General features: G+C 68.8%; 25 protein-coding genes. 20 read left to right on the forward strand and 5 right to left on the reverse strand.

What is annotated here, in order from left to right:
* Both BOQ54_RS18615 and BOQ54_RS18620 read left to right on the forward strand, forming a co-directional pair.
* A complete protein-coding gene (locus BOQ54_RS18615) occupies positions 1 to 756 on the forward strand; it encodes an SDR family NAD(P)-dependent oxidoreductase (RefSeq protein WP_071924706.1) in 756 nt (251 codons plus the stop codon).
* 10 nt (positions 757 to 766) lie between these two features.
* Entirely contained in the window at positions 767 to 1606 is an 840-nt protein-coding gene (locus BOQ54_RS18620) for a PCC domain-containing protein (RefSeq protein ID WP_055458588.1), read from the forward strand.
* Between the two features lie 18 nt (positions 1607 to 1624).
* Here BOQ54_RS18620 and BOQ54_RS18625 read toward each other — a convergent pair whose 3' ends face one another.
* Complete coding sequence (locus tag BOQ54_RS18625; protein WP_071924708.1) at positions 1625 to 2728, reverse strand: substrate-binding domain-containing protein; 1104 nt, start codon at positions 2726 to 2728, stop codon at positions 1625 to 1627.
* A gap of 193 nt (positions 2729 to 2921) precedes the next feature.
* Here BOQ54_RS18625 and BOQ54_RS18630 point away from each other — a divergent pair, with 193 nt between their 5' ends.
* From BOQ54_RS18630 to BOQ54_RS18660, 7 genes are all read left to right on the forward strand, one after another.
* The gene (locus BOQ54_RS18630; RefSeq protein WP_055458951.1) at positions 2922 to 3905 is read left to right on the forward strand and encodes an autoinducer 2 ABC transporter substrate-binding protein; all 984 of its coding nucleotides are present in this window, start codon (positions 2922 to 2924) and stop codon (positions 3903 to 3905) included.
* Positions 3906 to 3988: 83 nt separating this feature from the next.
* Positions 3989 to 5506: a sugar ABC transporter ATP-binding protein gene (locus BOQ54_RS18635; RefSeq protein WP_055458586.1), complete on the forward strand. Its 1518-nt coding sequence runs from the start codon at positions 3989 to 3991 to the stop codon at positions 5504 to 5506.
* Positions 5499 to 6500, forward strand: a complete 1002-nt coding sequence (locus BOQ54_RS18640; RefSeq protein ID WP_071924709.1) for an ABC transporter permease — start codon at positions 5499 to 5501, stop codon at positions 6498 to 6500. Before BOQ54_RS18635 ends, BOQ54_RS18640 begins: the two co-directional genes overlap by 8 nt.
* Entirely contained in the window at positions 6497 to 7513 is a 1017-nt protein-coding gene (locus BOQ54_RS18645) for an ABC transporter permease (protein ID WP_071924710.1), read from the forward strand. The genes BOQ54_RS18640 and BOQ54_RS18645 overlap by 4 nt, the downstream gene beginning before the upstream one ends.
* A 2-nt stretch (positions 7514 to 7515) precedes the next feature.
* Positions 7516 to 8364 (forward strand): sugar phosphate isomerase/epimerase family protein, encoded by an 849-nt coding sequence (locus tag BOQ54_RS18650; RefSeq protein WP_071924711.1) that lies wholly within the window; start codon positions 7516 to 7518, stop codon positions 8362 to 8364.
* Positions 8365 to 8376: 12 nt separating this feature from the next.
* Positions 8377 to 9810 carry an FGGY family carbohydrate kinase gene (locus BOQ54_RS18655; protein WP_071924712.1) on the forward strand — a complete coding sequence of 478 codons (1434 nt, stop codon included), beginning with the start codon at positions 8377 to 8379 and terminating at the stop codon, positions 9808 to 9810.
* 14 nt (positions 9811 to 9824) lie between these two features.
* A complete protein-coding gene (locus tag BOQ54_RS18660) occupies positions 9825 to 10523 on the forward strand; it encodes a class II aldolase/adducin family protein (protein ID WP_071924713.1) in 699 nt (232 codons plus the stop codon).
* 3 nt (positions 10524 to 10526) lie between these two features.
* On the opposite strand, the gene BOQ54_RS18665 is transcribed toward BOQ54_RS18660, so the two are convergent.
* Positions 10527 to 11426, reverse strand: a complete 900-nt coding sequence (locus BOQ54_RS18665; protein ID WP_055458580.1) for a LysR substrate-binding domain-containing protein — start codon at positions 11424 to 11426, stop codon at positions 10527 to 10529.
* 229 nt (positions 11427 to 11655) lie between these two features.
* On the opposite strand from BOQ54_RS18665, the gene BOQ54_RS18670 reads away from it, so the two are divergent.
* From BOQ54_RS18670 to BOQ54_RS18690, 5 genes are all read left to right on the forward strand, one after another.
* Positions 11656 to 12639: a TRAP transporter substrate-binding protein gene (locus tag BOQ54_RS18670; protein WP_063188743.1), complete on the forward strand. Its 984-nt coding sequence runs from the start codon at positions 11656 to 11658 to the stop codon at positions 12637 to 12639.
* Positions 12636 to 13217: a TRAP transporter small permease gene (locus BOQ54_RS18675; protein ID WP_083586070.1), complete on the forward strand. Its 582-nt coding sequence runs from the start codon at positions 12636 to 12638 to the stop codon at positions 13215 to 13217. The genes BOQ54_RS18670 and BOQ54_RS18675 overlap by 4 nt, the downstream gene beginning before the upstream one ends.
* Positions 13214 to 14476, forward strand: a complete 1263-nt coding sequence (locus tag BOQ54_RS18680) for a TRAP transporter large permease (RefSeq protein ID WP_071924714.1) — start codon at positions 13214 to 13216, stop codon at positions 14474 to 14476. The genes BOQ54_RS18675 and BOQ54_RS18680 overlap by 4 nt, the downstream gene beginning before the upstream one ends.
* Positions 14477 to 14496: 20 nt before the next feature.
* Complete coding sequence (locus BOQ54_RS18685) at positions 14497 to 15867, forward strand: NAD(P)H-dependent oxidoreductase (RefSeq protein ID WP_071924715.1); 1371 nt, start codon at positions 14497 to 14499, stop codon at positions 15865 to 15867.
* Positions 15868 to 15939: 72 nt separating this feature from the next.
* Positions 15940 to 16224 carry a putative quinol monooxygenase gene (locus tag BOQ54_RS18690; protein WP_055458575.1) on the forward strand — a complete coding sequence of 95 codons (285 nt, stop codon included), beginning with the start codon at positions 15940 to 15942 and terminating at the stop codon, positions 16222 to 16224.
* Positions 16225 to 16371: 147 nt separating this feature from the next.
* Here BOQ54_RS18690 and BOQ54_RS18695 read toward each other — a convergent pair whose 3' ends face one another.
* The 3 genes from BOQ54_RS18695 to BOQ54_RS18705 all read right to left on the reverse strand — a co-directional run bounded on the left by BOQ54_RS18695 (position 16372) and on the right by BOQ54_RS18705 (position 17471).
* Complete coding sequence (locus BOQ54_RS18695; protein ID WP_083586071.1) at positions 16372 to 16617, reverse strand: HPP family protein; 246 nt, start codon at positions 16615 to 16617, stop codon at positions 16372 to 16374.
* Between the two features lie 81 nt (positions 16618 to 16698).
* Positions 16699 to 17004: a DUF6522 family protein gene (locus BOQ54_RS18700; protein ID WP_071924717.1), complete on the reverse strand. Its 306-nt coding sequence runs from the start codon at positions 17002 to 17004 to the stop codon at positions 16699 to 16701.
* A complete protein-coding gene (locus BOQ54_RS18705) occupies positions 17001 to 17471 on the reverse strand; it encodes an RrF2 family transcriptional regulator (protein WP_071924718.1) in 471 nt (156 codons plus the stop codon). The genes BOQ54_RS18700 and BOQ54_RS18705 overlap by 4 nt, the downstream gene beginning before the upstream one ends.
* A gap of 224 nt (positions 17472 to 17695) precedes the next feature.
* Between BOQ54_RS18705 and BOQ54_RS18710 the strand changes: the two genes are divergently transcribed.
* From BOQ54_RS18710 to BOQ54_RS18735, 6 genes are all read left to right on the forward strand, one after another.
* On the forward strand, positions 17696 to 18655 hold the full coding sequence (locus tag BOQ54_RS18710) for an ABC transporter substrate-binding protein (protein WP_055458571.1): 960 nt from the start codon (positions 17696 to 17698) through the stop codon (positions 18653 to 18655).
* Entirely contained in the window at positions 18645 to 19475 is an 831-nt protein-coding gene (locus BOQ54_RS18715; RefSeq protein ID WP_055458570.1) for an ABC transporter permease, read from the forward strand. Before BOQ54_RS18710 ends, BOQ54_RS18715 begins: the two co-directional genes overlap by 11 nt.
* Positions 19472 to 20212, forward strand: coding sequence for an ABC transporter ATP-binding protein (locus tag BOQ54_RS18720; RefSeq protein ID WP_071924719.1), 741 nt, complete (start codon positions 19472 to 19474; stop codon positions 20210 to 20212). The genes BOQ54_RS18715 and BOQ54_RS18720 overlap by 4 nt, the downstream gene beginning before the upstream one ends.
* On the forward strand, positions 20209 to 21456 hold the full coding sequence (locus tag BOQ54_RS18725) for an NnrS family protein (protein WP_083586072.1): 1248 nt from the start codon (positions 20209 to 20211) through the stop codon (positions 21454 to 21456). Before BOQ54_RS18720 ends, BOQ54_RS18725 begins: the two co-directional genes overlap by 4 nt.
* A gap of 73 nt (positions 21457 to 21529) precedes the next feature.
* Positions 21530 to 22858: an HdeD family acid-resistance protein gene (locus BOQ54_RS18730; RefSeq protein WP_071924720.1), complete on the forward strand. Its 1329-nt coding sequence runs from the start codon at positions 21530 to 21532 to the stop codon at positions 22856 to 22858.
* 9 nt (positions 22859 to 22867) lie between these two features.
* A complete protein-coding gene (locus BOQ54_RS18735) occupies positions 22868 to 24022 on the forward strand; it encodes an MFS transporter (RefSeq protein ID WP_071924721.1) in 1155 nt (384 codons plus the stop codon).
* Positions 24023 to 24059: the final 37 nt, after the last annotated feature.

The raw sequence follows: 24059 nt of genomic DNA on the forward strand, positions 1-24059 counted from the left end.
ATGAGCAATAGCGAGAAGGGCGCCGTCGCCGTCACCGGCGGCGCCTCCGGCATCGGTCTCGAGACGGCGCGATTTCTCGGCGAGCGCGGACACGCCGTCTTCCTCATCGACATGAAGCGCGAGGCGCTCGATTCGGCCTGCCGCGACCTCGGTCTGCCCATGGTGCACGGCATCGCCTGCGACGTCACCGACGAAGTCGGGATCGAGACAGCCATCCGGACGATCACGGCACAGCATCGCCTGGCAGGCGTCGTCAACTGCGCTGGCATCGCCCTCGACCGCCCGGCGGTGGAGACGAGTGTCGCCGACTTCCGCCGCATCGTCGACGTCAATCTGACAGGATCCTTCATCGTCTCGCGAGCCGCGGCGCGCCACTGGCTGGCAGCGAAGGAGCCGGGCGCTATCGTCAACATCACCTCCGTGTCGGGCCTCACCGGAAACAAAGGCCGCAGCGCCTATGGCGCATCGAAGGGCGGGCAGAACCTGCTGACGCTCGTCATGGCGACCGAGCTCGGCGCAGCCGGTATCCGCGTCAATGCGGTCGCGCCGGGGCCCGTCGACACGCCGCTGACGAAGGCGGTCCACACCGAGGATGTGCGCCGGCAATGGATCGAGCGCGTGCCCCAGCGGCGCTACGGCACGCCGCGCGAGATCGCCGGGGCGGTCGCCTTCCTGCTCTCGGAGGATGCGGCCTATGTCAACGGCCAGATTCTCGCCGTCGACGGCGGCTTCATCCATGCGGGCCTTGTGCCCTGAGGAGGTTCCGATGCGCAGCATCCGCCACCCGGGGCCCGTCTCCCGCGAACGCTTCTTCGCCGTACCGTGCGCGGCGGTGCCGCTGCGGCTGACGCTTGCCGCCGGCACCAGCATCAACGAGGCGGTCGGCCGCGCCTTCGCGGAGGCCGGCCTTGCCGGCGGCTACATCCGCCTCGCCGGCGCCCGCGTCGATCCGATACGCTACGTTATTCCCGCCGCCGCGCCGGACGATACGCACGCCGCCTGGTACAGCGAAACCTTCGCGCCCGCGGGCGTGACGGTGATCGAGGATGCCGGGCTCGTCGTCGGGCGCCGCGATGGCGAGCCGTTCCTGCACTGCCACGGTCTCTGGACGCCGGCGGGCGGCGAGCGCCGCATGGGCCATCTCCTGCCGCTCGATTCGTGCCTGTGCGAGCCCGTCGAGGTCGCCGCCTGGGGCCTTGCGGGTGCGCTCTTCGATGTGCGGGAGGATGAAGAGACGAACTTCCGGCTGTTCCGCGCCGTGCCCACCGAGATGGCGCAGCACGACGGCGCCCGCGCGATGGCCTGCACGATCAAGCCGAACGAGGATATCGTGCCGACCATTGAGCGCATCTGCCGCGAAAGCGGTATCGCCGATGCCTCGGTCCACGGCATCGGCAGCCTCGTCGGCGCGACCTTCACCGAAGCACCGGAGATGGCCTCCTACGCGACCGAGGTGCTCGTCACCGCGGGCTGCGTGCGCGCCGGCCGCTGCGATCTCGACATCGCGCTCGTCGGCATGGACGGCTCCATCGGCGGTGGACGCCTGCGGCACGATGGCAACGCGACCTGCGTAACCTTCGAGCTACTCATCGTGGCGGACGCCTGAGAGGCAGGCCGCGCCGCGTCATGCGGGATGAGCGACGCCGGCGCCGGTGGGGCGACCCGCCGGCCGCGACGGTATGTCCTTCAGCGCGTCGAGCGGGCCGGCGAGGGCCGTGCGCGGCGGCACGAGCTCAGGCGCCACCAGATGGATCTGCGCCGCGGCCGCGGGATCCGCGATGATCTCGAAGGCCCGGGCCAGCATGGCTTCGACATCCTGCCGGATCATGATGACCGGGAAGGGCAGGAAGGACGCGAACGGGTCGTAATCGTAGCAGCCCACCACGAGATCCTTGAATGCGGCGTCCGGGAAGCCCGCCATGAAGCGCAGGAAACCTTCGAGATTGATGGTTGAATTGATGATGATGGCCCTCGGCAGCCGTCCCTCGCGCGCGAAGAACGCCTCGAAGGCGAGCCGCGTGTTGTTGGCCGAATAGCCCGTGGGCTGGATGCAGACGTCGGGGTCGGCGTCCAGCAGCGTGCGCTTGACGGCGCGGAAGCCGCGGATGCGCTCGCGGCTCGCATGGTCGTCGCGCCCGCCGAAGATGTAGAGCTCCTCCGGGCGCAGCGGCTCTGTCGCGGCGCAGTGGCGGATGACGGCCTCGGTAAGCCGGCACGCGCCGTCATAATTGTCGCTGATGATCGAGGGGGCCCGAGTGCCTGGCAGGTCAATGTTGACGTGCCTGAGCCCGGCCTTCTCGCAGATCTCGTGTACGCCATCGGGGTCGGTCGCGCCGCAGATGAAGAGTTCGTCCACCGAATAGGCGATGAGGCTTTCCGCCGTCTCGCGCTCGGCCCGCGGGTCGCGGCTGGCGCTCGCCACGATCGGACATTCGCCGCGCGCCCGCACCATCGCCTCGAAGGTCTGGGCGAGCGACGAGAAATACCGGTTGTCGTAGAGCGGCAGCAGGAGGCCGACGAGGCCGGAGCGGGAGCGTCGCAGGCCGCGGGCCTGACGGTTGGCGGTGTATTGCTGGCTATCGGCGAGCTTGAGGACGAGCGTGGCGGTCTTCTCGCTGATCCGGCGCTTGCGCCACGAGCCGTTGAGCACCGCGCTCACCGTCGACGGCGAGCAGCCCGACAGGGCCGACAGGTCGTAGATCGTCTTTCTCTTGCCGCTTCTCGTCATGGCCGATCCGACTGCCGTCGTGCCCGTCCTGCATGGAAATACCCGACGGGCTTAATCGCGGCTTGACGACAGGATAGCAACTGCGGAATAGTTGCACCATCGATTGTGCAAGCCCCGCAAAGATCGGTCAACGACAGGGCTGCGAGCAGGATTGTCCGCGAAGGGCGCGGACACGGCTGCCTGGGAGGAAAGCATGAGGAAACTGCTTGTCGCTGCGGTTGCAGCGTCCTTGTCCATCGCATCGGCTTTTTCGGCAGCGGCGCAGGAGACCGGCAAGGTCGGCGTCGTCGTCAAGATCGGCGGCATTCCCTGGTTCAACGCCATGGAGGCCGGCATCAAGGAGCGGGGCGCCAAGCTCGGCGTCGACGCCTTCATGGTCGGCCCGACGAGCGCCGATCCGGCGCTGCAGGTGCGCGCCATCGAGGATCTCATCGCCCAGGGCGTCAAGGTCATCGGCGTCGTGCCGAATGACGCCACCGTGCTCGAGCCGGTGCTGAGCAAGGCGCAGAGCAACGGGATCATCGTCATCACGCATGAATCGCCCGGCCAGAAGGGCGCCGACTGGAATTTCGAGCTCGCCTCCGCCACCGGCTTCGGCGAGGCTCATGCCGAACTCCTCGCCGAGAAGATGGGCGGCAAGGGCAAGTATGCCGTCTTCGTCGGTTCGCTGACGGTGCCACTGCACAATGCCTGGGCCGATGCCGCTATCGCGCACCTCAAGGAGAAGTACCCCGAGATGCAGCTCGTCGGCGAGCGCTACGGTGTTGCCGAGGATGTCGACGCCAGCCGCAAGACGGCGCTCGACCTCATCTCGGCCCATCCGGACCTCAAGGGGTTCCTCGCCTTCGGCAGCCAGGGGCCGATCGGCGCCGGCCGCGCCGTCGAGGAGCGGCGCAAGGTCGGCGAGATCTTCGTGCTCGGGCCGTTCTCGCCCGGACAGGGGCGCCGGCTCATTAAATCCGATGCCATCTCGGGCGGCTTCATGTGGAACCCCAAACAGGCCGGCGAGGTCTTCGTCACTTTGGCCGACCGGCTGATGAAGGGGGGCAAGATCGAGGCCGGCGACGAGATCGAGGGCCTCGGCAAGGTCACGCCCGACGGCAACAACCTCATCGTCGACCAGCTCGTCGCCATCAACAAGGACACGGTGGACCGGCTCGCCGACATGGGCCTCTGAGAGCCGGATCGGCAGCGTTGAACCACCTCGGCCGGGTGGCCCGTCCGCCCGGCAACGGGCCGGCAAGCGAGAGCGGACGAGACATGGCTACGGCTCAACCGGGCGCCGCGCCGGCGCCCCGGCCCCTCCTATCGCTGAGCGACGTCAGCGTCACCTTCGGCGGCGTGACGGCCCTCAAGGGCGTCTCCTTCGAAGTGATGCCCGGCGAGGTGCATTGTCTTGCGGGCGAGAACGGTTCCGGCAAGAGCACGCTCATCAAGGTCATCACCGGCGTCTACCGGCCGGACGGCGAGGCGCGTATCAGCTTCGACGGCGAGGTTTACGACCAAATGACGCCGGTCGCGGCCCAAGCGGCGGGCATCCGCGTCATCTGGCAGGACCTTGCCCTCTTCCCCGAGATGTCGGTGGCGGAGAACATCGCCTTCCAGGAGGTGGTTGGCGGCCGCCCGCGCCGCGTCGACCACGGGGCCATGCGCGAGACCGCGCGGAAGGTGCTGGCGCGCCTCGGCACCAGCCTCGACCTCGACCTGCCGCTGCGCGACTATTCCATCGCCCGCCGGCAGATCGTCGCCATCGCCCGCGCGCTCGTCGGCGAGGCGAAGATCATCTTCATGGACGAGCCGACGGCCTCGCTGACGCAGGCCGAGACCAGCCATCTCCTCGCCATCGTGCGCACCCTGTCACGCGAGGGGATCGCGGTCGTCTTTGTCAGCCATCGCCTCGCGGAGGTGATCGAGATCGCGGACCGGATGACGGTGCTGCGCGATGGGCGGCTCGTCGGCGTCTATCCGGCGAGGGAGATGACCCCCTCGCGTATCACGGAGCTGATGACGGGGCGTACCTTCGACGCCAATGTCCGCGCCCGCTCGCATGGCACGGCACCCGCCGTCCTCGCGGTTGAAGGCCTGACGCGCCCTGGCGAGTTCGAAGACGTCTCGTTCGTGGTGCGGCGCGGGGAGACGCTCGGCATCACGGGCTTGCTCGGGGCCGGGCGCACGGAGCTCGCCCTGACCCTCTTCGGCATGCGCCGGCCGCATGCGGGCACCATCCGCCTCGACGGCAAGCCGGTGCGCTTCCGCTCCAACCGGGACGCGATCCGCGCCGGCATCGCTTATCTGTCGGAGGACAGGCTCTCGCTCGGCCTCATCCAGCCGCAGTCGATCGCCGACAACCTCGTCATCGCCTCGCTCGGCAAGGTGATGACGGGCGGGCTCATCTCGCAACGCCGGAAGCAGGGGCTCGTCGCCCGCTGGGTCGGCGAACTCGGCATCAAGATCGGCCGGCAGGAGGATGCCGTCTCGACGCTCTCGGGCGGCAACCAGCAGCGCGTCGCCATCGCCAAGTGGCTCGCGACGGACCCGCGCCTCCTCATCCTCGACGCGCCGACCGTGGGCGTCGACGTCGGAGCCCGGGCCGGTATCTTCGACATCGTGGCGCGGCTGGCGGCCGAGGGGCTCGCCATCATCCTCATCTCCGACGAATTGCCGGAGGTCTACTACAACGCCGACCGGGTGCTGCACATGGCGCGCGGCCGCATCGTCGGCGAATACGACCCGCGCAGCATCGCGCTGCCGGAGCTGGAGGCGGCGGTCTATGCTTAGAAGGCTTCAGACCCAGACCACCGAGATGGTGCTGCTCGCGGTGATCGTGGCGATCTGCCTCGTCTTGTCGCTGGCGAGCGACCGCTTCTTCACGCTCGTCAATCTCTTCGACCTCGCCAACGCCAGCGCCGTCAACATCATCTTCGCGGTCGGCCTGCTCGTCGTGCTGATCGCCGGCGGCATCGACATCTCCTTCGCCGTGGCGGCCTCCGTCGTGCAATATCTGACCGCGCTGGCGCTCGCTCAGATCGGGGGCGGCGGCTGGGTGAGCGGCCTTCTCATCGCCGGCAGCATCGGCATCCTGCTCGGGGCGTTCAACGCCTTCCTCATCCACCGCTTCCGCATCATCTCCATCGTCGTCACCATCGCGACCTTCAACATCTACTTCGGCCTCCTGATGTTCTTCACGCGCGGCGTGTCGATCTACGACCTGCCGGACTGGTGGACGGGCAAGGTCATCCTGTTCGAGCGGCAGATGGCGGACGGCAACTGGGCGGAGCTGCGGCTGCCGGTGCTGGTCATGGCACTCTGCGTCTTCGCCACCTGGGCGCTCATCCGCCACACGACGACCGGGCGTCAGCTCTATGCCTTCGGCGATAATCCCGAAGGGGCACGCCGCTTCGGCATCAGCGTCGCAGCCATGCAGTTCATCGCCTTCGGCTGGCTCGGCCTCATGGCCGGCATCGGCGGCCTCGTGCAGGCCCATTATGCGCAGGAGGTGGTGCCCAATGCGCTCTACGGGCGCGAGCTCGACGTGCTGGCAGCCGTCGTCCTCGGCGGGGCGCGGCTCGGCGGCGGGCGGGGATCGGTGCTCGGCTGCGTGCTCGGCGTGCTGCTCGTCGCCATCGTGCAGAACGGGCTCAACCTGCTCGGGGCGTCGCCTTACGCCTTCCGCATGATCATCGGCGTCATCATCCTCGTCGCCATCACCTTGTCGAACGCGCAGATCGGAAAGCTGTTCGCGACGCGCAGCGAGGGGAGGGCGGCGCCATGACGTCCCCCTTCGTGGTCCTGCCCCTGAAGCGCCCGCCGCAGGGGTTGAGCGCGGACCTGGCGGGACCGCTCGCCGCCTTCGTCATGGTGATGCTGATCTTCAGCCTGGCGACGCCGCGCTTCCTGTCGTCGGCGACCTTCGGCTCGGTCGCCTTCCAGTTGCCCGAGCTCGGCCTGCTCACGCTCGCCATGCTGCTGCCGATTCTCACGGGCGGGCTCAACCTCGCCATCACCTTCACCGCCAATATCGCTGGGCTGACGGTCGCCTGGGTGCTGCACCAGAACGGTGGCGTCAACGCCGGTCCGGACGCCTTTGCCCTCGGCGTCGTGCTGGCGCTCGCGGCAGGGGCGGCGAGTGGCCTCGTCATGGGGCTCGTCATCGCCTTCTCGCGCGCCCACCCCATCCTCGTGTCGCTGGCGATGATGATCTTTCTGCGCGGGCTCGGCGAGTTCCTGACGCGCGGTGGCGACATTTCGGGCTTTCCGGCCTTCATCCGCCCGCTCGGCCACGGCATGGTCCTCGGCGTACCGGTGCCGCTCATCGTCTTCCTCGCCTGCGCCGGGCTGTGGCATCTGATGCTGTCGCGCACGCGGCTCGGCTTCAACATCTACATGATCGGCTCGAACAGCGCCGCGGCGCGCTATTCCGGCGTCGATACGCGCAAGGTCATCGTCCTCGTCTACACGCTCTCCGGCCTCATGTGCGCGATCGCCGGCATCATCATGATGGCGCGCTTCAATTCCGTGCGCGTGGGCCATGGCGAGGCCTATCTGCTGATCACCGTGCTCGCCTGCTTTCTCGGCGGTGTCGACCCCTTCGGCGGCTTCGGCCGGGCGGTCCCCGTCGTCGTGGCGCTCGCCGTGCTGCAGCTCCTGTCCTCCGGGCTCAACCTCCTCGGCGCCAGCCAGCATCTGGCGACGGCCGTGTGGGGCATGCTGCTGGTGGCGGTCATGGTTCTGCGCTGGCTGGCGGGGCAGGTCGCGGCGGCACTCGAACGAAGACGAAGGAGGTAGCGATGCAGGGATTCGGCGTCCACACGAGCATGTGGACCATGACGTGGGACCGGGCCGGGGCGGAGCGGGCGGTCGCCGCCGCGCAATCCTACGGCATGGATTTCATCGAGATCGCGCTGCTCAATGCGCCGGCGGTCGATGCCGCCCATTCGCGTGCGCTGCTCGAGAAGGCGGGCCTGAGGGCCGTGTGCTCGCTCGGCCTGCCCGAACAGGCCTGGGCCTCGCAGCGGCCCGAGGCGGCGATCGACTATCTCAAGGTCGCCATCGACAAGACGGCGGAGATCGGCGCCGAGGCGCTGTCCGGCGTTATTTTCGGAGGCATCGGCGAGCGCACCGGCGTGCCGCCGACCGAGCAGGAATACGACAACATTGCCCGCGCGCTGACGGCGGCGGCCCGGCACGCCAAGGCGCGCGGCATCGAGCTCGGCATCGAGGCGGTCAACCGCTACGAGAACCACCTCATCAACACCGCGCGGCAGGCCGTGGAGATGGTGGAGCGGGTGGGCGCCGACAATGTCTTCGTCCACCTCGACACCTATCACATGAACATCGAGGAGAAGGGCGCCGCCATGGGCATCCTCGATGCGCGCGAGCACCTCAAGTACATCCACATGTCGGAGAGCGACCGCGGCACGCCCGGCTGCGGCAACGTGCCGTGGGACGAGATCTGCGCGGCGCTCGCCGCCATCGGCTTCCGCGGCGGCCTCGCCATGGAGAGCTTCATCAACATGCCACCGGAGGTGGCCTATGGCCTCGCCGTCTGGCGACCGGTGGCGAAGGACGAGGCGGAGGTCATGGGCAACGGCCTGCCCTTCCTGCGCAACAAGGCCCGGCAATACGGCCTCATCTGAGCGGAGGACGCGATGGCCGGGATGCGGGCCGGCGGCGTCGTCGCGGTGTTCGACGTCGGCAAGACGAACATCAAGCTGAGCGCCGCCGACGCCGACGGGCACGTGCTCGAGACACTGAGCGTGGCCAATCCGGTGCGCGAGGGGCCGCCCTGGCGGCACCACGACCTTGCGGCGATCCGTGGCTGGCTGCTCGACGGGCTCGGCACGCTGGGGAAGCGCCATGCGCTGCAGGGCTTCGTGCCCGTCGGGCACGGCTCCGGCGGCGTCCTCGCCCTTGCCGATCCCGACGCGGGCGACGGCGCGGCGCTGCCGATGATCGATTACGAGCAGCCGCTGCCGGAGGACATCCGCGAGGCCTATGCGCCGCTCGCCGGCCCGTTTCTCGACCGCGGCAGCGCGCTGATGCACGGGGCGACGCACCAGGCACGCCAGCTGTTCTGGATGGAACGGGAGGCGCCGGCGGCGGTCGCCGCGGCCCGCTGGTATCTCGGCATCCCGCAGTACTGGGCCTGGGTCATGTCCGGCGTCGCCGTCTCGGAGGCGAGCGTGCTCGGCGCCCAGTCGCATCTGTGGAACGTTCCCGAGCGGCGCTGGGCAGCGATCGTGCGCGCGCGCGGCTGGGAACGGCTGATGCCGCTCTTCGCCAGGGCCTGGCAGGCGGTGGGCCGGATCCGGCCGGTGCTCGCGGACCGTCACGGGCTGCCGCAGGACCTTGCCATCTTCGCCGGCGGCCACGACAGCAGCGTGAATTACTATCGCTACCAGGCGGCGGGGCTACGCGCGGCAAGCGTCGTCTCCACCGGCACCTGGATCGTCGGGCTGTCGGGCGGAACGCCGCTCGCGCGGCTCGACGAGCAGCGCGGCATGACCTGCAACAGCGATGTTTTCGGTGCGCCGCTCGGCGGCGTTCTCAGCATGGGCGGGCGGGAATTCGCGGCGATCGCGGGTCCGGATGCCCCGGCGGAGCCTGTCGCCATCGAGACCGCCGCCCGGCTTGCCGCGCGCGGCACCATGGCGATGCCCTCCTTCGGCGACAGCGACAGCCTCTTTCCCGGAAGCGCCGGGCGCGGCCATATCCGCGGCGAGCCGCCGGCGACGCCAGCGGAGCGCAAGGCGCTCGCCGTCCTTTACTGCGCCCTGCTGACGGCCGAGTGCCTCGATGCGCTGGGGCCGGGGAGGGATGTCGTCCTCGATGGCAGCTTCGTGCGCGAGCCGCTTTATCCGGCGCTTGCCGCCGCCTTCGCGCCCGGCCGGCGCGTGCGCTTCAGCCTCGATGCCTATGGCGTCGCGGCCGGAGCGGCACTCCTCGCCGGCCATGGTGAGCGATCGCAGCCGGCCCCCGTCGATCTGAGCGAGGCCGGCCCGCTTCCGCCGGTCTTTGCCGCCTATGCGGAGCGGTGGCGCGAAGCGGTGCATCGCGACGGGCCGGCTGCCCCGACATCATGAGAAAGGAGCCTTCCATGGCAGCAAGCGACACGCAGGCCCTGCGCCGCGAGATGGTGGACATCTGTCGGCGCATGAATGCGAGCGGCATCAACCAGGGCACGGCGGGCAACCTGTCCGTCCGCACCGGCGATGGTTTTCTCATCACGCCCTCGTCGATGCCCTATGAGACGATGACGCCGGAGGACATTGTCGAGATGGACTTCGACGGCACCTATGTCGGCCGCCGCCCGTCATCCGAATGGCGCTTCCACCGCGACATCCTGCGCAGGCGGGACGACATCGACGTGGTGCTGCACTGTCATTCGGTCTATGCGACGACGCTCGCCTGCCACCACAAGCGCATCCCCGCCTTCCACTACATGGTCGGTGTTGCGGGCGGCAACGACATCCGCTGCGCCGGCTATGCCACTTTCGGCACGCAGGCGCTGTCCGACAACGCGCTTATCGCGCTCGAGGGGCGCTTGGCCTGCCTCCTCGGCCAGCACGGCCAGATCGCGCTCGGCAAGACGCTGGAGGCGGCACTGTGGCTCGCCATCGAGGTCGAGACCCTGTCGCGCCTCTATGTCCAGGCGTTGACGCTCGGCGACCCGCCGGTCCTGCCCGACGACGAAATGGAGCGCGTGATCGGCCAGATGCGTCGCATGAGCTACGGCCTTGCGCCAGACGCGGAGGGCGTCAACGACATCGCTCGGCCACGCGGGGGCGCCGGATAGCGCTCAGGGACGCCGGCCGCCGCCGGGCTGACGGGACAGGACCTCCCGCGCCCAGGCGATGAAGACCTGCACCTTGCGGTGGCGCAGGTTCTGGTGCGGGCAGACGAACCATTGCGAGACCATGCGCAGGGGCAACGGATCGCGCATGGGGCAGACGAGGCGCCCGTCGCGGCGCTCGCGCCAGGTGGTGAGGTCGCTCTCGAGGGCGATGCCCATGCCGTCGGCAGCCGCCTCGATCGTCATGTACGAACGGTCGAAGAGCACGCGCCTGACGCGCGAGGGCATGTCGATGCCCGCGTGGCGGAACCAGTCCGGCCACTGCACCAGCGTCTTGACGGACTGGATGAGGCGGAAGCCGAACAGATCCGCGGCGCCGAGCGAGCCGGGCGGCGCGAGCTGCGGCGCACACAGCGGCATGACCGTCTCCTCGTAGACCGGATCGACGAACAGGCCCGGCCAGCGCCCCTCGCCGTGACGAAGCTCGACATCGACGCCCTCGCGGGCAAAGTCCGTCGGCTCGTTCGTCGCGTCGATGCGCACCTCGAGGTCGGGGTTGTCGTCGAGGAAGCCGGCGAGGGCCGGCAGCAGGCATTTGGTCGCCAGCGTGGGGGCAGCGCGGACGGTGAGCACCGTGACCGCATTGTAGCCGCGCATGTTGCGCGTCGCCGTCGCGATGCGCTCGATCCCCGGGTCGATCATCTCGAAATAGCGCTCGCCGGCCTCGGTCAGGGCGATGCCGCGGCCCCGGCGCGTCAGGAGCGACGTGCCGAGATGCGTCTCGAGAAACTGCACCTGCTGGCTGATCGCCGAGGGCGTGACGCCGAGCTCTTCCGCCGCCTTGGTCAGGCTGCGCCAGCGCGCGGTAGCGTGAAAGGCGCTGATGGCCCGGTAGGGAAGATGCATGGCGACCTTTCAGACCAGCTAAACAATCGGATCATAAAACTGGTTTGTCCTAAAGACCAAGCTGTCCTAGCCTTTTAACCGTGACAACAAGTGCTGCACTGCAAAAAGCCAAGCAGCCATCGCACAGGGAAGTAATCGCCGCGGCGCGGCGATGGCCGGGAAACGCAAATCTCATTTTTACAACGTCGCCGTGCCTTGCGCGGGCGCGGCGCGAACGGGAGGGTGTTCCATGCGCTGGATCAATGTTGCGGCCACGACGACCCTTGCGGTCGTGCTCGGTCTGTCGAGCATCGCCGTCGAAGCCAAGACCCTTCGCCTCGGGCATGCCACGTCGGACACCAATCCACGGCATACGGCCGCCCTTGCCTTCGCCGAGAAGGTGAAGGAGGCGAGTGGCGGCAAGTTGACCGTGGCCGTCGCCGGCAATGCCCAGTTCGGCGACGACGTGGAGATGATCTCCGCGCTGCGCCTTGGCACGCTCGACATGTCGCTCAACAGCCAGGGCTCGCTGTCGGGCGTGGTGCCGGAAGTGACGACGCTCGGCCTGCCGTTCCTCTTCGACAATCTCGAAAGCGCCTGGAAGGTGATCGACGGGCCGATCGGCGACGAGCTTGCCAAGAAGGCCGAGGAGAAGAACCTCATCGTGCTCGCCTGGTGGGACAACGGCATCCGCCAGATCACCAACAATGTGCGCCCCATCACGAAACCGGACGATCTCAAGGGGCTCAAGCTGCGCGTGCCGCCAGACCCGATGGGCACCGATATCTTCGCCGCGCTCGGAGCCAATCCGACGCCGATGAAGTTCTCCGAGCTCTACCTTGCCCTGCAGCAGGGCGTCGTGGACGGGCAGGAGAACCCGATCATGAACATCTACTATTCCAAATTCCAGGAAGTGCAGAAGTTCATGTCCCTGTCGGGACACAAGTACGAGGTGACGCCCTTCCTCATCAACAAGATGGCCTGGTCCGGCCTGTCGCAGGAGGAGAAGGACATCATCCTCGAGGCGGCGCGCGAGGCGCGCGACTTCCAGCGCCAGCTGTCTCTGAAGGCCGACGGCGAATTGCTGCAGAAGATCAAGGACGCCGGCGTTGCTGTGAACGAGGTCGACCCCGGTCCGTTCCGCGCGGCGACGAAGTCGGTCTACGACAAGTGGCAAGCCCAGTTCGGCGACTTCGTGCCGAAGCTCGTCGACGCCGCGCGGGCAGGCTCGTGACGGCCCTGAGCCGTCCCGCCGAGCGCACGGGCAGCGGCCTTGCCGCGCTCGTGCGCATCATCGACGGGACCGTGCTTCTCCTCGCCCAGGCGATCGGTGCGCTCGTCACAGTCGCGCTCTTCGTGGCGGTGATGACCTCGGTCATCGTGCGCTACGCTACCAACGCCAGCATCGGTTGGGTCAACGAACTGCCGGACCTGCTGTTCCCGTGGCTCGCCATGTCCGGTATCGTCGTCGCGGCGCAGTTCGGCCGGCACATCGTGGTCGAGTTCGGCATCCTGCTGATGCCGCGGGCCATGGGCCGCGTCGTGCTCGTCATCGTCCAGCTCCTCGTCGCGGCGATCTTCGTCTTCCTCGCGCTCGAAGGACGCATGGTGATCGAGGTCACGTCCGCCGAGCGGTTCCCGGTCCTCGGCCTGCCGATGTCCTTCGCCTATCTCGCGCTCGTCACCGGCTGCGTGCTCATCGCCATCACGGCGCTGACCACGGCCCTCCGGATCGCCGGCGACGCGGGCGACCCGCTCAAGGCGCGCGAAGGCATGGAGCCGGGCGGCCACCATGGTGAGGCCGTGTCATGACGGTCCTGCTCATTATTCTCTTTGCCGCGTTCATGCTCGTCGGCATGCCCATCGGCTATGCGCTCGTCCTTAGCGGCACGGCGGCGATCCTCCTCCTCGGCGACATCCCGAGCACGGTGGTGCTGCTCAAGATCTTCCAGCCGATGCAGAGCTTCCCGCTGCTTGCCATTCCCTTCTTCATCCTGTCGGGTGCGCTCCTGATGTCGGGGCGGCTGGGACAGCAGCTCATCGCCTTCGCCGCCGCGCTTGTCGGGCGTTTCCGCGGCGGCCTCGGCCAGGTCAACGTGTTCGGCTCGGCGCTGTTCGGCGGCGTGTCGGGCTCGGCGGTGGCGGACGCCTCCGCGCTCGGGGCCATGCTCATCCCGTGGATGCAGCGCGAGGGCTATCCGCCGGCGCTGGCGGCGGCCATCACCGCCTCCTCCTCCATCATCGCCGTGCTCATCCCGCCGTCGATCCCGCTCATCCTCTATGCGGCGGTCTCGAACGCCTCCATCGCGCAGCTCTTCCTCGCCGGTCTCCTGCCCGGCGCGATGCTGACGATCGGGCTCATGGTCTCGTGCTGGCTCATCGGCCGCGCGCGCGACCTACCGGTGGTGCGCATCGAGGGCGGCGCGAAGGCGGTGGCGAAGACGGCGCTCGTCGCGGCGCCAGCCATCTCCCTGCCGCTCATGATCGTCGTGCTTCTGCGCTTCGGCATCGCGACGCCGACGGAGGTGAGCGTCATCGCCGTCGCCTACGCGCTCATCATCCGCTTTGCCTTCTACCGCGACCTCAACGGCACGGGGCTTCTCGCCAATATCATCGCGACGCTCGCGACGACGGGCGTCGTGATGCTGGTGATCGCCGCCTCGAACCTCATCGGCTTCATCCTGACCGTCGAGAACATCCCGGCCATGCTGGCGGACTGGGCGCTGAACACGCTCAAGGAGCCCTGGCTCGTCATCCTGATGATGAACCTCGTCATGCTCTTCGTCGGCATGTTCCTCGACCTGCCGGCGGCGATCCTCTTGCTCGGGCCGCTGTTCGTGGCGCTTGCCGGGGCCATCGGGCTCGACCTGATCCAGCTCGGCGTGATGATGACGATCAACCTCGCCATCGGCCTGTTCACGCCGCCCGTGGGGACGACGCTCTTCATCGCCTCCGCCATCTCGCGCGAGAGCGTGGGCGCCGTCACCCGCGAGATGTGGCCGTTCTACCTCGTCGCCATCACGCTGCTCGGGCTCGTCGCCTTCGTGCCGGCCTTCACCATCCACTTCTGATCTGAACAGGAGCAATCCCCGTGAATCTCGCTTCCATGCTCAAGCGTCGCGCAGCCGAGGGCCGGCCCGTGCGGGTCGGCCTCATCGGGGCCGGCAAGTTCGGCTCGATGTTCCTCTCGCAGGTGCGCACCACAGTCGGGCTGCACCTCATGGCGGTGGCCGACCTCTCGGCCGAGCGCGCCCGCAAGGCCATGACCAACACCGGCTGGGACGTCGAGGCCGTCGCCGCCGCCTCCTTCGCCGATGCCCTGGCGAAGGGCGGCACGCACGTCGGCGAGGATTCGGAGGCGCTTATCAAGGCTGATGGCCTCGACGTCGTCATCGATGCCACAGGCAATCCGGGCGCCGGCATTCGCCACGCCCTTCTGGCCGCGAGAAACGGCCGGCACATGGTCATGGTCAATGTCGAGGCGGACGTGCTCGCCGGCGCCTATCTTGCGGAGGAATTCCGCAAGGCCGGCCTCGTCTACACGCTCGCCTACGGCGACCAGCCGGCGCTCGTCTGCGAGATGGTGGACTGGGCCGAGACCTGCGGCTTCCGCGTCGTCGCCGCCGGCAAGGGCACCAAGTACATGCCGAGCTACCACCAGTCGACGCCGGAGACGGTGTGGACGCATTTCGGCATCACGCCGGAACAGGCGGCCCTCGGCGGCATGAACCCGCAGATGTTCAACTCCTTCATCGACGGCACCAAATCGTCCATCGAGATGGCCGCGATCTCGAACGCGACGGGTCTGCTCGCGCCGAAGGACGGCCTCCTCTTTCCGCCCGCCGGCGTGCACGACCTGCCCCAGGTTCTCAGGCCCGTCGCCGACGGCGGCGTGCTCGAGCGCAAGGGCATGGTCGAGGTCGTCACCAGCGTCGAGCGCGACGGGCGCCAGGTGGTCAACGACCTGCGCTGGGGCGTCTACGTCGTCTTCGAGGCGGCGGACGGTGATGCGCGCGGCGACTATGCCCGCCGCTGCTTCCGCGAATACAACATCACCGTGGACCCGTCCGGCCGCTATGCCGCGCTCTACCGTACCGTGCATCTCATCGGCCTCGAGCTCGGCGTCAGCGTCGCCAATGCCGCGCTGCGCGGCGAGGCGACGGGCGCGCCGAGCGCCTTCCGCTCGGACGTCGTGGCCGTCGCCAAGAAGGCACTGGTGCCGGGCGAGATGCTCGACGGCGAAGGCGGCTACACCGTCTGGGGGCGGGTGATGCGGGCGGAGGACTCGCTCGCCATCGGCGCGCTGCCCATCGGCCTTGCGCACAAGGTGGCGCTGAAGCGGCCAGTCGCGCCCGGCGGCGTCGTGCGCTGGGAAGATGTCGAGATCGCCGACAGCGAGGCCGTGCGCGTGCGCCGCGCCATGGAGCATGAGGCGGCTGCGCGGCGCATCGCGGCCGAGTAGGATCGGTGGCGACGGGGCCGGCTCGCCGCCGGCCCCTTCACGTTGGGACACTTGCCGGAGGTTCGTTCACCCATGCTGACCGTCGTCGCCATCATCCGCGCCGAGGAGGGACAGGAAGAAGCCGCCCGTGCCGCGCTCGAAGCACTCATCGCCCCGACGCGGGCGGAAGACGGCTGCATCCAGTACGACCTGCACCGGGACAACGCCGATCCCGGCCTCTTCATCTTCTACGAGAACTGGCGCGACGAGGCGGCGCTCGACCGGCACCTCGCGGCTCCGCACCTCGTGGCCCATGGCGAGCGCAGCCGCGGCATCATCAAATCCGCCGAGGTGCGGCGCATGACGCGCATCGGCTGAGGCTCACGCGCACCCTAGCGCGTGGGTGCGCACGCGGTTTTCCACGAGCCGCATCAGGCCAAACACCGTCATCTGCAAGGATCTCGGATTGCCGGCCAGCGGCCGGTTCTTGATCCTCACCTCGATCTTGCAGAAGGTGCCGGTATTTCACGACCAGTAGCGCGGATAGTCCCTCCGCCCGGTGCAGCGGTGATAGAGGAGGGCGGCGGCGACGAGCGTCATCGCGCCGGTGAGCACCGGCGTCACGAGGAAGGACCAGTCGGCCCCGGCGAGCATGACAAGGAGCGGGTTGGCGCCGGCCGGTGCGTGGGTCCTGCGCGTTACGAGCATCGCGGCTATGGCGAGACCAACGGCGAGCGCCATGATGGCCGCACTCGTGCCGAAGAAGTTCATCACGCCGAGACCGATGGTTGCGGCGATCAGATGTCCGCCGCCGAGCGCCTGCGCGCCGATCCCTCCATCAACTGACGGTGGTCAGGGCCCGCCCGGGCGATGCATGGCCTCGGGCAAGGTGCGTTCGCCGAAATCGACGACCGACTGCCGGAGCACCTCACCCGCCTCGTCGACGGTGAGGCGCACCCGGCGCCCCTTGTGGAAGAAGGTCAACCGGTACTGCCCCTGGTGCTCCTCCTCGCCGCGCTCGCACAGACTGGTGACCTCGCCGGCGCGCATCAGCTCGGGCAGCGCGGAGGGCGTGATGCCGAGGAGGTCACCGAGCAGGGTCGCGTCGACGAGGAAGCCACCGTCACTGCTACGGTTCAGGCGTCTGGCATGTCTCATCGGTTGCTCCGGTCACGATAGCGAGATGCGACCCGCCCATCTCGGGCGGCCGACTGCAGAAAGTCCTCCGGCTTCAGCAGGATGTCGGCGAGTGTGTAGCGGTCGAGCGTCGCGGTGAAGGCATCGAGCGCCTCGCGCAGGATGCGCGGCAGCCGGCAGGGCTGTGTGATGAGGCAGGTATCGCCCGTGGCGAAGCATTCGACGAGATGGAAATCGGGCTCGGTCGCCCGCACGACGTCGCCGAGTCTGATGTCCTTCGGGTCATACGCCAGGGCAAGGCCGCCGGATCGGCCACGCACCGCCTTCAGGAAGCCCGCGCGGGTCAGCGCTGTCGCTACCTTCATCAGATGGGCGCGGGAGATGCCGAAGGTGCGCGCCGTCTCCTCGATGGTGATAAGCCGCGCACCGGCCGATGCCGCCAGCATCAGCATGCGCAGGGCATAGTCGGAAAAGTTCGTGAGCCTCATGCCCGCAGGGTCCCATGCGCGAAGGTGTTCGGAAAAGATGCATCGTCGATGCGATTTTTCAACATGGGCGAGTCCCCACCCTTGACAGGAGCCGGCAAGCCTGCGCGATAAAAGAGACATACAAAATATGTCTTTTTAAGTATTCCAAGACGGAGGGCCGGCGTCACCCGGGCTTCCGCCTGCCTGTGATCGGGCCGGAAGCCCGACGAAACTGAGGATTGGTCATGATCGATCGCCGTCATCTCATGCTGTCCGGCATCGCCGCTCTCGCCGTGCGCCACGCCCTCGCCGCCTCGCCAGCCATGACGCTCTGGGGCCCGCCCGCGGCACCCTCCGTCCTCCTGGCGCAGGCGGTGGCCGCAGGAAGTATCCAGGGCCAGTCCCTCGACTTTCGCGTCTGGCGCTCGCCTGACGAGATGCGCGCCGGGATCGCGGGCGGCACGATGCAGGCGGTCGTGGTGCCGACCTATGTCGCGGCCAATTTCTACAACAGGGGTGCCGGCCTGCGGCTTCTCAACGTCCTGACGGAGGGTCTGCTCTATGTGGTCGGCACGCCTGACGCGGAGGGGGTCGTCGGACTTGCCGGCCGGCGTGTCGCCGTTCCGTTCGCCAACGACATGCCTGACCTCGTGCTGCGGCGGCTTCTGGCCAAGGCCGCGCTGACGCCGGGCAGGGATATCCATCTCGACTACGTCGGCTCGCCGCCGGAGGCCGTGCAGCTTCTCCTCGCAGGACGGGTTGATGCCGCGCTCCTGTCGGAGCCGGCGGCCTCGGCCGCCATCCTGCGCGGCGGCATGGCGGGCAAGGAACTGGTGCGCGCCGTCGATTGCCGGCGGGCCTGGCAGGTGGCCACGGGTGCGGCCTCCATGCCGCAGGCCGGCCTCGCTGTGATGCCAGCGCTAGCCGACAGGTTAGGCGGGGAGGGGCTCGAAGCCCTGCAGGGGGCGCTCGAAGCCGCCCTTGCCCGCGTGAAGGCCGATCCGGCTGCTGCGGGCGGAGCCGCCGCAACGGCTCTCGAACTGCCGGCACCGGTCGTTGGGCGTGCGATCGCCTCCAGCAATCTCGTCGCCCTGCGTGCCTCCGCCGCCCGCGAGGCGCTGACAGGCTTCTTTGCCGCCTTGGCCGAAGACGACCCGCGCATTATCGGCGGCGGCCAGCCCGATGCCGGCTTCTATGCGCTCTGACGCGAAGGGGGTGGCCGCCTGGTTCGGGCGCTATCTCTGGTCGGCCTGGGCCGGGGCGACGGGGCTCCTGTGCCTCGCCGCCGCTTGGCAGATGGCGCACGAGCTCTATGGGGCCTTCATCCTGCCGGATCCGCTGACGACACTCGCGACACTCGCCGATCTCGCGACTGAGCCGGGGTTCGGCGCGGCCGTGAAGGAGACGGGGCTGCGCGCGCTCAACGGCTTTATGCTTGCGGCCGGCATCGGCGCGGCCGCGGGAACCGTCGCCGGCTATTCCTTTGCCGCCCTGAGGCTGATGAAGCCGGTCGTCACCTTCATCCTCGGCGTGCCGCCGATCTCGTGGATCGTCCTCGCCCTCATCTGGTTCGGCGCCTCGGGCGGCTCGGCGGTCGCCACCGTCGTCGTCGCGGCGTTGCCCATCTCCTTCGCGGGAGCGCTGGAAGGGGTGGCGACGCGGGACCGCGGCCTCGACGCCATGGCGCGCGCCTTCGGCGCCGGGCCGCTCCGCCGCTTCCGGGATGTGACGCTGCCGCATCTTCTCTCCTATCTCTTCGCGGCCTGGACAACGGCCATCGGCACCGCCTGGAAGGTCGCGGTGATGGCAGAACTCCTCGGCAATGCCGGCGGTGTCGGCGGTGCACTCGCCAGAGCGCGCGCCCTGTTCGACATCCCGCAGGTCATGGCCCTGACGGTCCTCGTTGTCCTCTGCGCGCTCGGCAGTGATCACCTCGTTCTGCAGCCGCTGCGCGAGGCGGCCGAGCGCTGGCGCACGGCCGGGCAGTCGGGGAGTGTCAAACAGCCTTGGAGCGTCAGGCCATGAAGCTGCGGCTGGAAAATGTCGGCCATGCCTTCCTCGGCCGCACTGTCATCGAAGGCATCGACCTCGCCCTAGCCGCCGGCGAGATCGTCGCTCTCGTCGGCCCGTCGGGTTGCGGTAAGACGACGCTAATGCACATCGCCGCCGGGCTCGTCGTGCCGCTGCGTGGCCGCGTGCATCGCGCGTATAGGCGCCACGCCATGGTCTTCCAGGAGCCGCGGCTGCTGCCATGGCTGACGGCGCGCGACAACATCGCCTATGGCCTCGCCTGCGCGGGGACGCCCCGCCGGCACAGGCGGGAGATCGCTGCCGTGCGAGCAAGGGAGGTCGGCCTCGAGGCTGATGACCTAGACAAGTTCCCGCCGGAACTGTCTGGCGGCATGCGCCAGCGTGCAGCAGTGGCCCGTGCGCTCGCCGTCGCGCCGGACGTGGTCTTTCTCGACGAGCCGTTCTCGGCCGTCGATGCCGGGCTGCGCCGCATGATGCAGGATCACCTCGCGCAGGCGGCGGCGCGCGAGGGCTTCTGCGCCCTCTTCGTGACGCACGATCTCGGTGAAGCCGCGCGCATCGCCGACCGGCTGGTCGTGCTCTCGGCCCGCCGGCGCGGCATCATCGACCTGCGGGCCATACCCGACCGGCCGGGCGCGCGGGACGAGCGCTTCGTTTTCGACCTCGTAGCGGCCTGGTCATGCGAAGAGGCCTTCGCCGAAATCCTCGACGGGGCCGGACGGCTGCAATGAGCGTCTCCGTCGACCGTTCGGTCAGGTTGCAGCCGCTGCTTCTCCTCGACGAGGGCCTGCGCCTCTTCTTTCCTGTCGCCGCCTTACACGGCGCCTTCTGGCCACTCCTGTGGACGCTGGCCTTCTCGTTCGACCTGCCTTTCTCGGGTGCGGTGCCGCAGGGCCAATGGCACGCGCATGAGATGGTCTTCGGCACCTGTGCCGCCGCGCTCGCCGGCTTCCTGACCTCGGCCGTGCCGGAATGGACCGATACGGACCGGCCCCGCGGCCCGGCGCTGCTCCTCCTCGTGGGGGTCTGGTTGCCAGGGCGTATCGTCGGGCTTCTCGCCGCCGATGCGCTCGTGCCGCTGGCGCTCGCAGGCGATGCCGCCTTCCTGTCACTGCTCCTTGCCCATGTCGCCGTCCCGATGGCGCGGCGGCGCCTGTGGCGTCATTGGTCCTTCGCGGCTTGGCTCGTGGTGCTCGTTGCGGCTGAAATGGCCATCCGCCTTGCCTGGATGGCGGGCGAATTCGCGCTCGCGCAGCGCCTGCTCGTCGCGAGCCTCCTTGTCCTCGTGATCCTGTTCGCGCTGTCTCTGTCGCGGATCAACGTGGTCGTGCTTAACTTGGCGCTCGATCCTTCTGGTGAGACGACGCCCTACAAGCCCCATCCCGGACGCCAGAATCTCGCCGCCGGGCTCACGGCCCTCTACGCGGCGGCACAGCTTGCCTTTCCGCAGTCCGCGGCGCCGGCCTTCCTCGCGCTCGCCGCCGGCGCGGCCTTCATGGACCGGCTGGCGGAATGGTTCGTGGGGCGCAGCGTGCTGGCAAGTCACGTGCTGGCTCTGGCCGGCGCGAATGCCGCAGCGGGGACCGGCCTTCTGCTCATCGGCGCGGGGCAGCTCGGGGCACCCGTCTCGCCCGCGGCCGGGCTGCACATGCTTGCCATGGGCTGCCTTGGCCTCGCGCTGCTCGCCGTCTTCACCATCGCAGGCCTCAGGCACACCGGCCGGCCACTGGCGATACCGTGGCAGGCGAGGGCCGCGTTCCTGCTCGTCGCGATGGCCGCGCTGGTGCGCACCGCCCCCGAGACAGGGCTTGTTGCGGCGCTTCACGGGCTGGACTACGGCCTCGCCGCCCTCCTGTGGGCGAGTGCCTTCGGGCTGTGGCTGCAGGGTTTCCTGCCGTTCATGCTCGCCCCTGCGCTGCCCGATTGTCCGGAGCCGGCCGCCACCGTTAACACTTTGGACAAGGGGGCGAACTAGCATGGCGACGTCGCGGGATACGATGCCGGCTGCGGAGCGAGCGACATGCCGGTGTCCGGGGGCGTGGCCAAGCATGCTGGAGCTTCTTCTCCTGCTTATCGGCGGCGGCATGGTGCGTCGCAAGTGGTGGCTCGTGGGGGTCCTCGGGCTTCTGTGGATGGCGATCGGCCTCTTCTTCGTCGTGACCGCGCTCGACGACAGCCTGCGTTTCTCGTCCACCTATTTCGCCATTCCGCTGCTCGTCGATGCCGCCTTCTCCGCGGTCAGCGGCCTTTCGGCACCGGACGGGCGTCGGCTGCTGCGTCTCGGCAAGGCGGCCGTTCTCCTCATCATCGTTCTCCTGATCATCGAGGCGCCATGGCACAGCGGCATCCTCGTTGGCATCCTGGTCGGCGCGCTCCTCGTCGGTGACGCCGTCTGGCGGGCGAGCAGCGCCTATGTCGTGCGCTTTCACCGCTGGCGGCTCTCCATCGTGAAGGCGGCCGTCGAGTTCCTGATCGGCCTCTGGTCCTTCGTGCCCTGGCCGAGCCATTGGCAGGGGGAAGTCGGTGCCGACGTCGGCACCCTGATGATCGTATCGGCCATGGGATTGTGCGGGTTGGCGCTGCGCATCCGACGGCTGCCGCTCGACACGTCCGTCGCGATGATTCTAGCAAGGGGGCGCGCACGGGATCTGAGGCCCGGCTCTCCGCGGCGGATCCTTCCCGTTCGGGGTGAGGGGCCGGACGAGGGCGACGTCATCGTGCACGTGTGGACGCCGACCGGCGGCATCGTGCCCCTGCACAGGGGCGTCGAGCGCTATGTCGCGGCCCGGGACGAGAAGGGCATCGTCTCGACCGGTCATGCCGCGCTCGAGGCGCCGCCGGACATCTACATCAGCCACTATCCCGCGGTTGAGATCGACCGGGCGCCCTCCCAGTTCGCCCGCGCCCTCAGGGCAACCCCGGACAACGACGTGCCCGGTCTGTTCAAGCCGAGTTATGCCGAGGAGAGTGCGGAATGGTGCCCCTCGACCGTGCAGGTGCGGCTCGCCGGCCTCAATCGGCGGGCGCTGCGCGCGTTCTGGCAGGTCTACCGAGCGGATGCGACCTACAATCTCACGGATCGCAACTGCTCCAGCGCGGTTGCGAGTGCGCTCGACGTCGCCATTGAGGGCCGTTTTGCCGAGGCGGCGCGATCACCCGCCTTGCTGCTGCGCCTCCTCTGCGCACCCGAGCTGTGGATCGCAGGGTTGCTGCGCCGCCGGGCGGCGTGGATGGCCTGGACGCCCGGCATCGTCCTCGACTACGCCCGGGCCGTCGGCGCCCTGATCGCCCAGTTCGAGCCGCGGCCGGACGGCGGCCGCATCCATCCGGCTCCGTCCGACCATTCGGCTGCCGCCGCCGTGCCGTCCGGCGACTGAGAGGTTCGCGTGTACACCAGCATCGTCGGGGGCAGCGCCGTCCTGGCCCGTGCGGGCATCATCGCCACGGCGGCGGTTTTCGGGCTGACCTACAGCCTGAGCGCGGCGCTGATCGCGCTCGATCTGGCGGAACGCGGCTTGAGCGAGGGCCTCATCGGTGCCAATGCGGCGATGCATGCCGTCGGCGTCCTCGCCATGGCCTTCCTCCTTCCACGGATCGGGGCCCGGTTAGGACTGCGGCGGGCGATCGTCGGCGCGCTCGGCTGCGCAGCGCTGCTCCTGTGCCTTTTTCCGCTGATACCCCTGGTGTGGCTCTGGTTTCCGCTGCGCATATTGCTCGGCGCGGCCTCTGAGGTGCTGTTCGTCCTGTCCGAGACATGGTTGAACGCGTTGAGCACCGAGCGCTCGCGGGCACGGACGATGGGCGCCTACACCGCCGCCCTGTCCGTCGGCTTCGCGCTCGGACCGCTGATCCTGTCGCTCGTGGGGTCGGAGGGCTTCACTGCCTATGGCATCGGCGCCACCCTTGCGGCCTCTGCTGCTCTCTTCATCGCCTTTGCTCGGATCGCGGCGCCGGCCTTCGAGAAGCCCGCCCACGGCGATCCCCTGCGCTACATGCGTCTTGCGCCGGTCGCCATGGGCGCCACGGCCCTCAATGCGGCGATCGAGACGGCCGGACTGACCTTCCTCACGCTCTACGCCATGTCGCTCGGCTGGGGCGAGGGCGATGCCACGCAGCTCATGGCCTACATGATGTTCGGTGCCATCGTCCTGCAGGTGCCCATCGGCTGGCTAGGCGATCGGATGGACCGGGAGCGCCTGATCGTCGCCCTCGCTGCGGTGTCGGCCCTCGGTGCCGCCGTCTGGCCCTTTGCGCTCGCCAGTCCCGCGATGACCTACGCCCTCCTCTTCGTCTGGGGTGGCGTCTTCGTCGGCATCTACACGCTGATGCTGGCGATCGTGGGCAGCCGATTCTCCGGCAGCGACATCATCGGCATCTATGCGGGCATGGGCCTGTTCTGGGGCGTCGGCGCGCTCGTCGGCCCGGCGCTTGCCGGCTTCGCCATGCAGGCAGCCGGCCATGGCCTGCCGATCTTCGTCGCGCTGGCCTGTGGGTTGTTCGCGATGGCGGCGCTCGCCGTCGGACGGCGCGCGATGCGCTAGCAGGGCAGCGCCCGGCCGCAACCGACGCAACTTGCAG

Origin of the sequence: Chelatococcus daeguensis, assembly GCF_001887265.1 — a bacterium.
In the GTDB taxonomy this organism is placed as follows: Bacteria; Pseudomonadota; Alphaproteobacteria; order Rhizobiales; family Beijerinckiaceae; genus Chelatococcus_A; species Chelatococcus_A sambhunathii.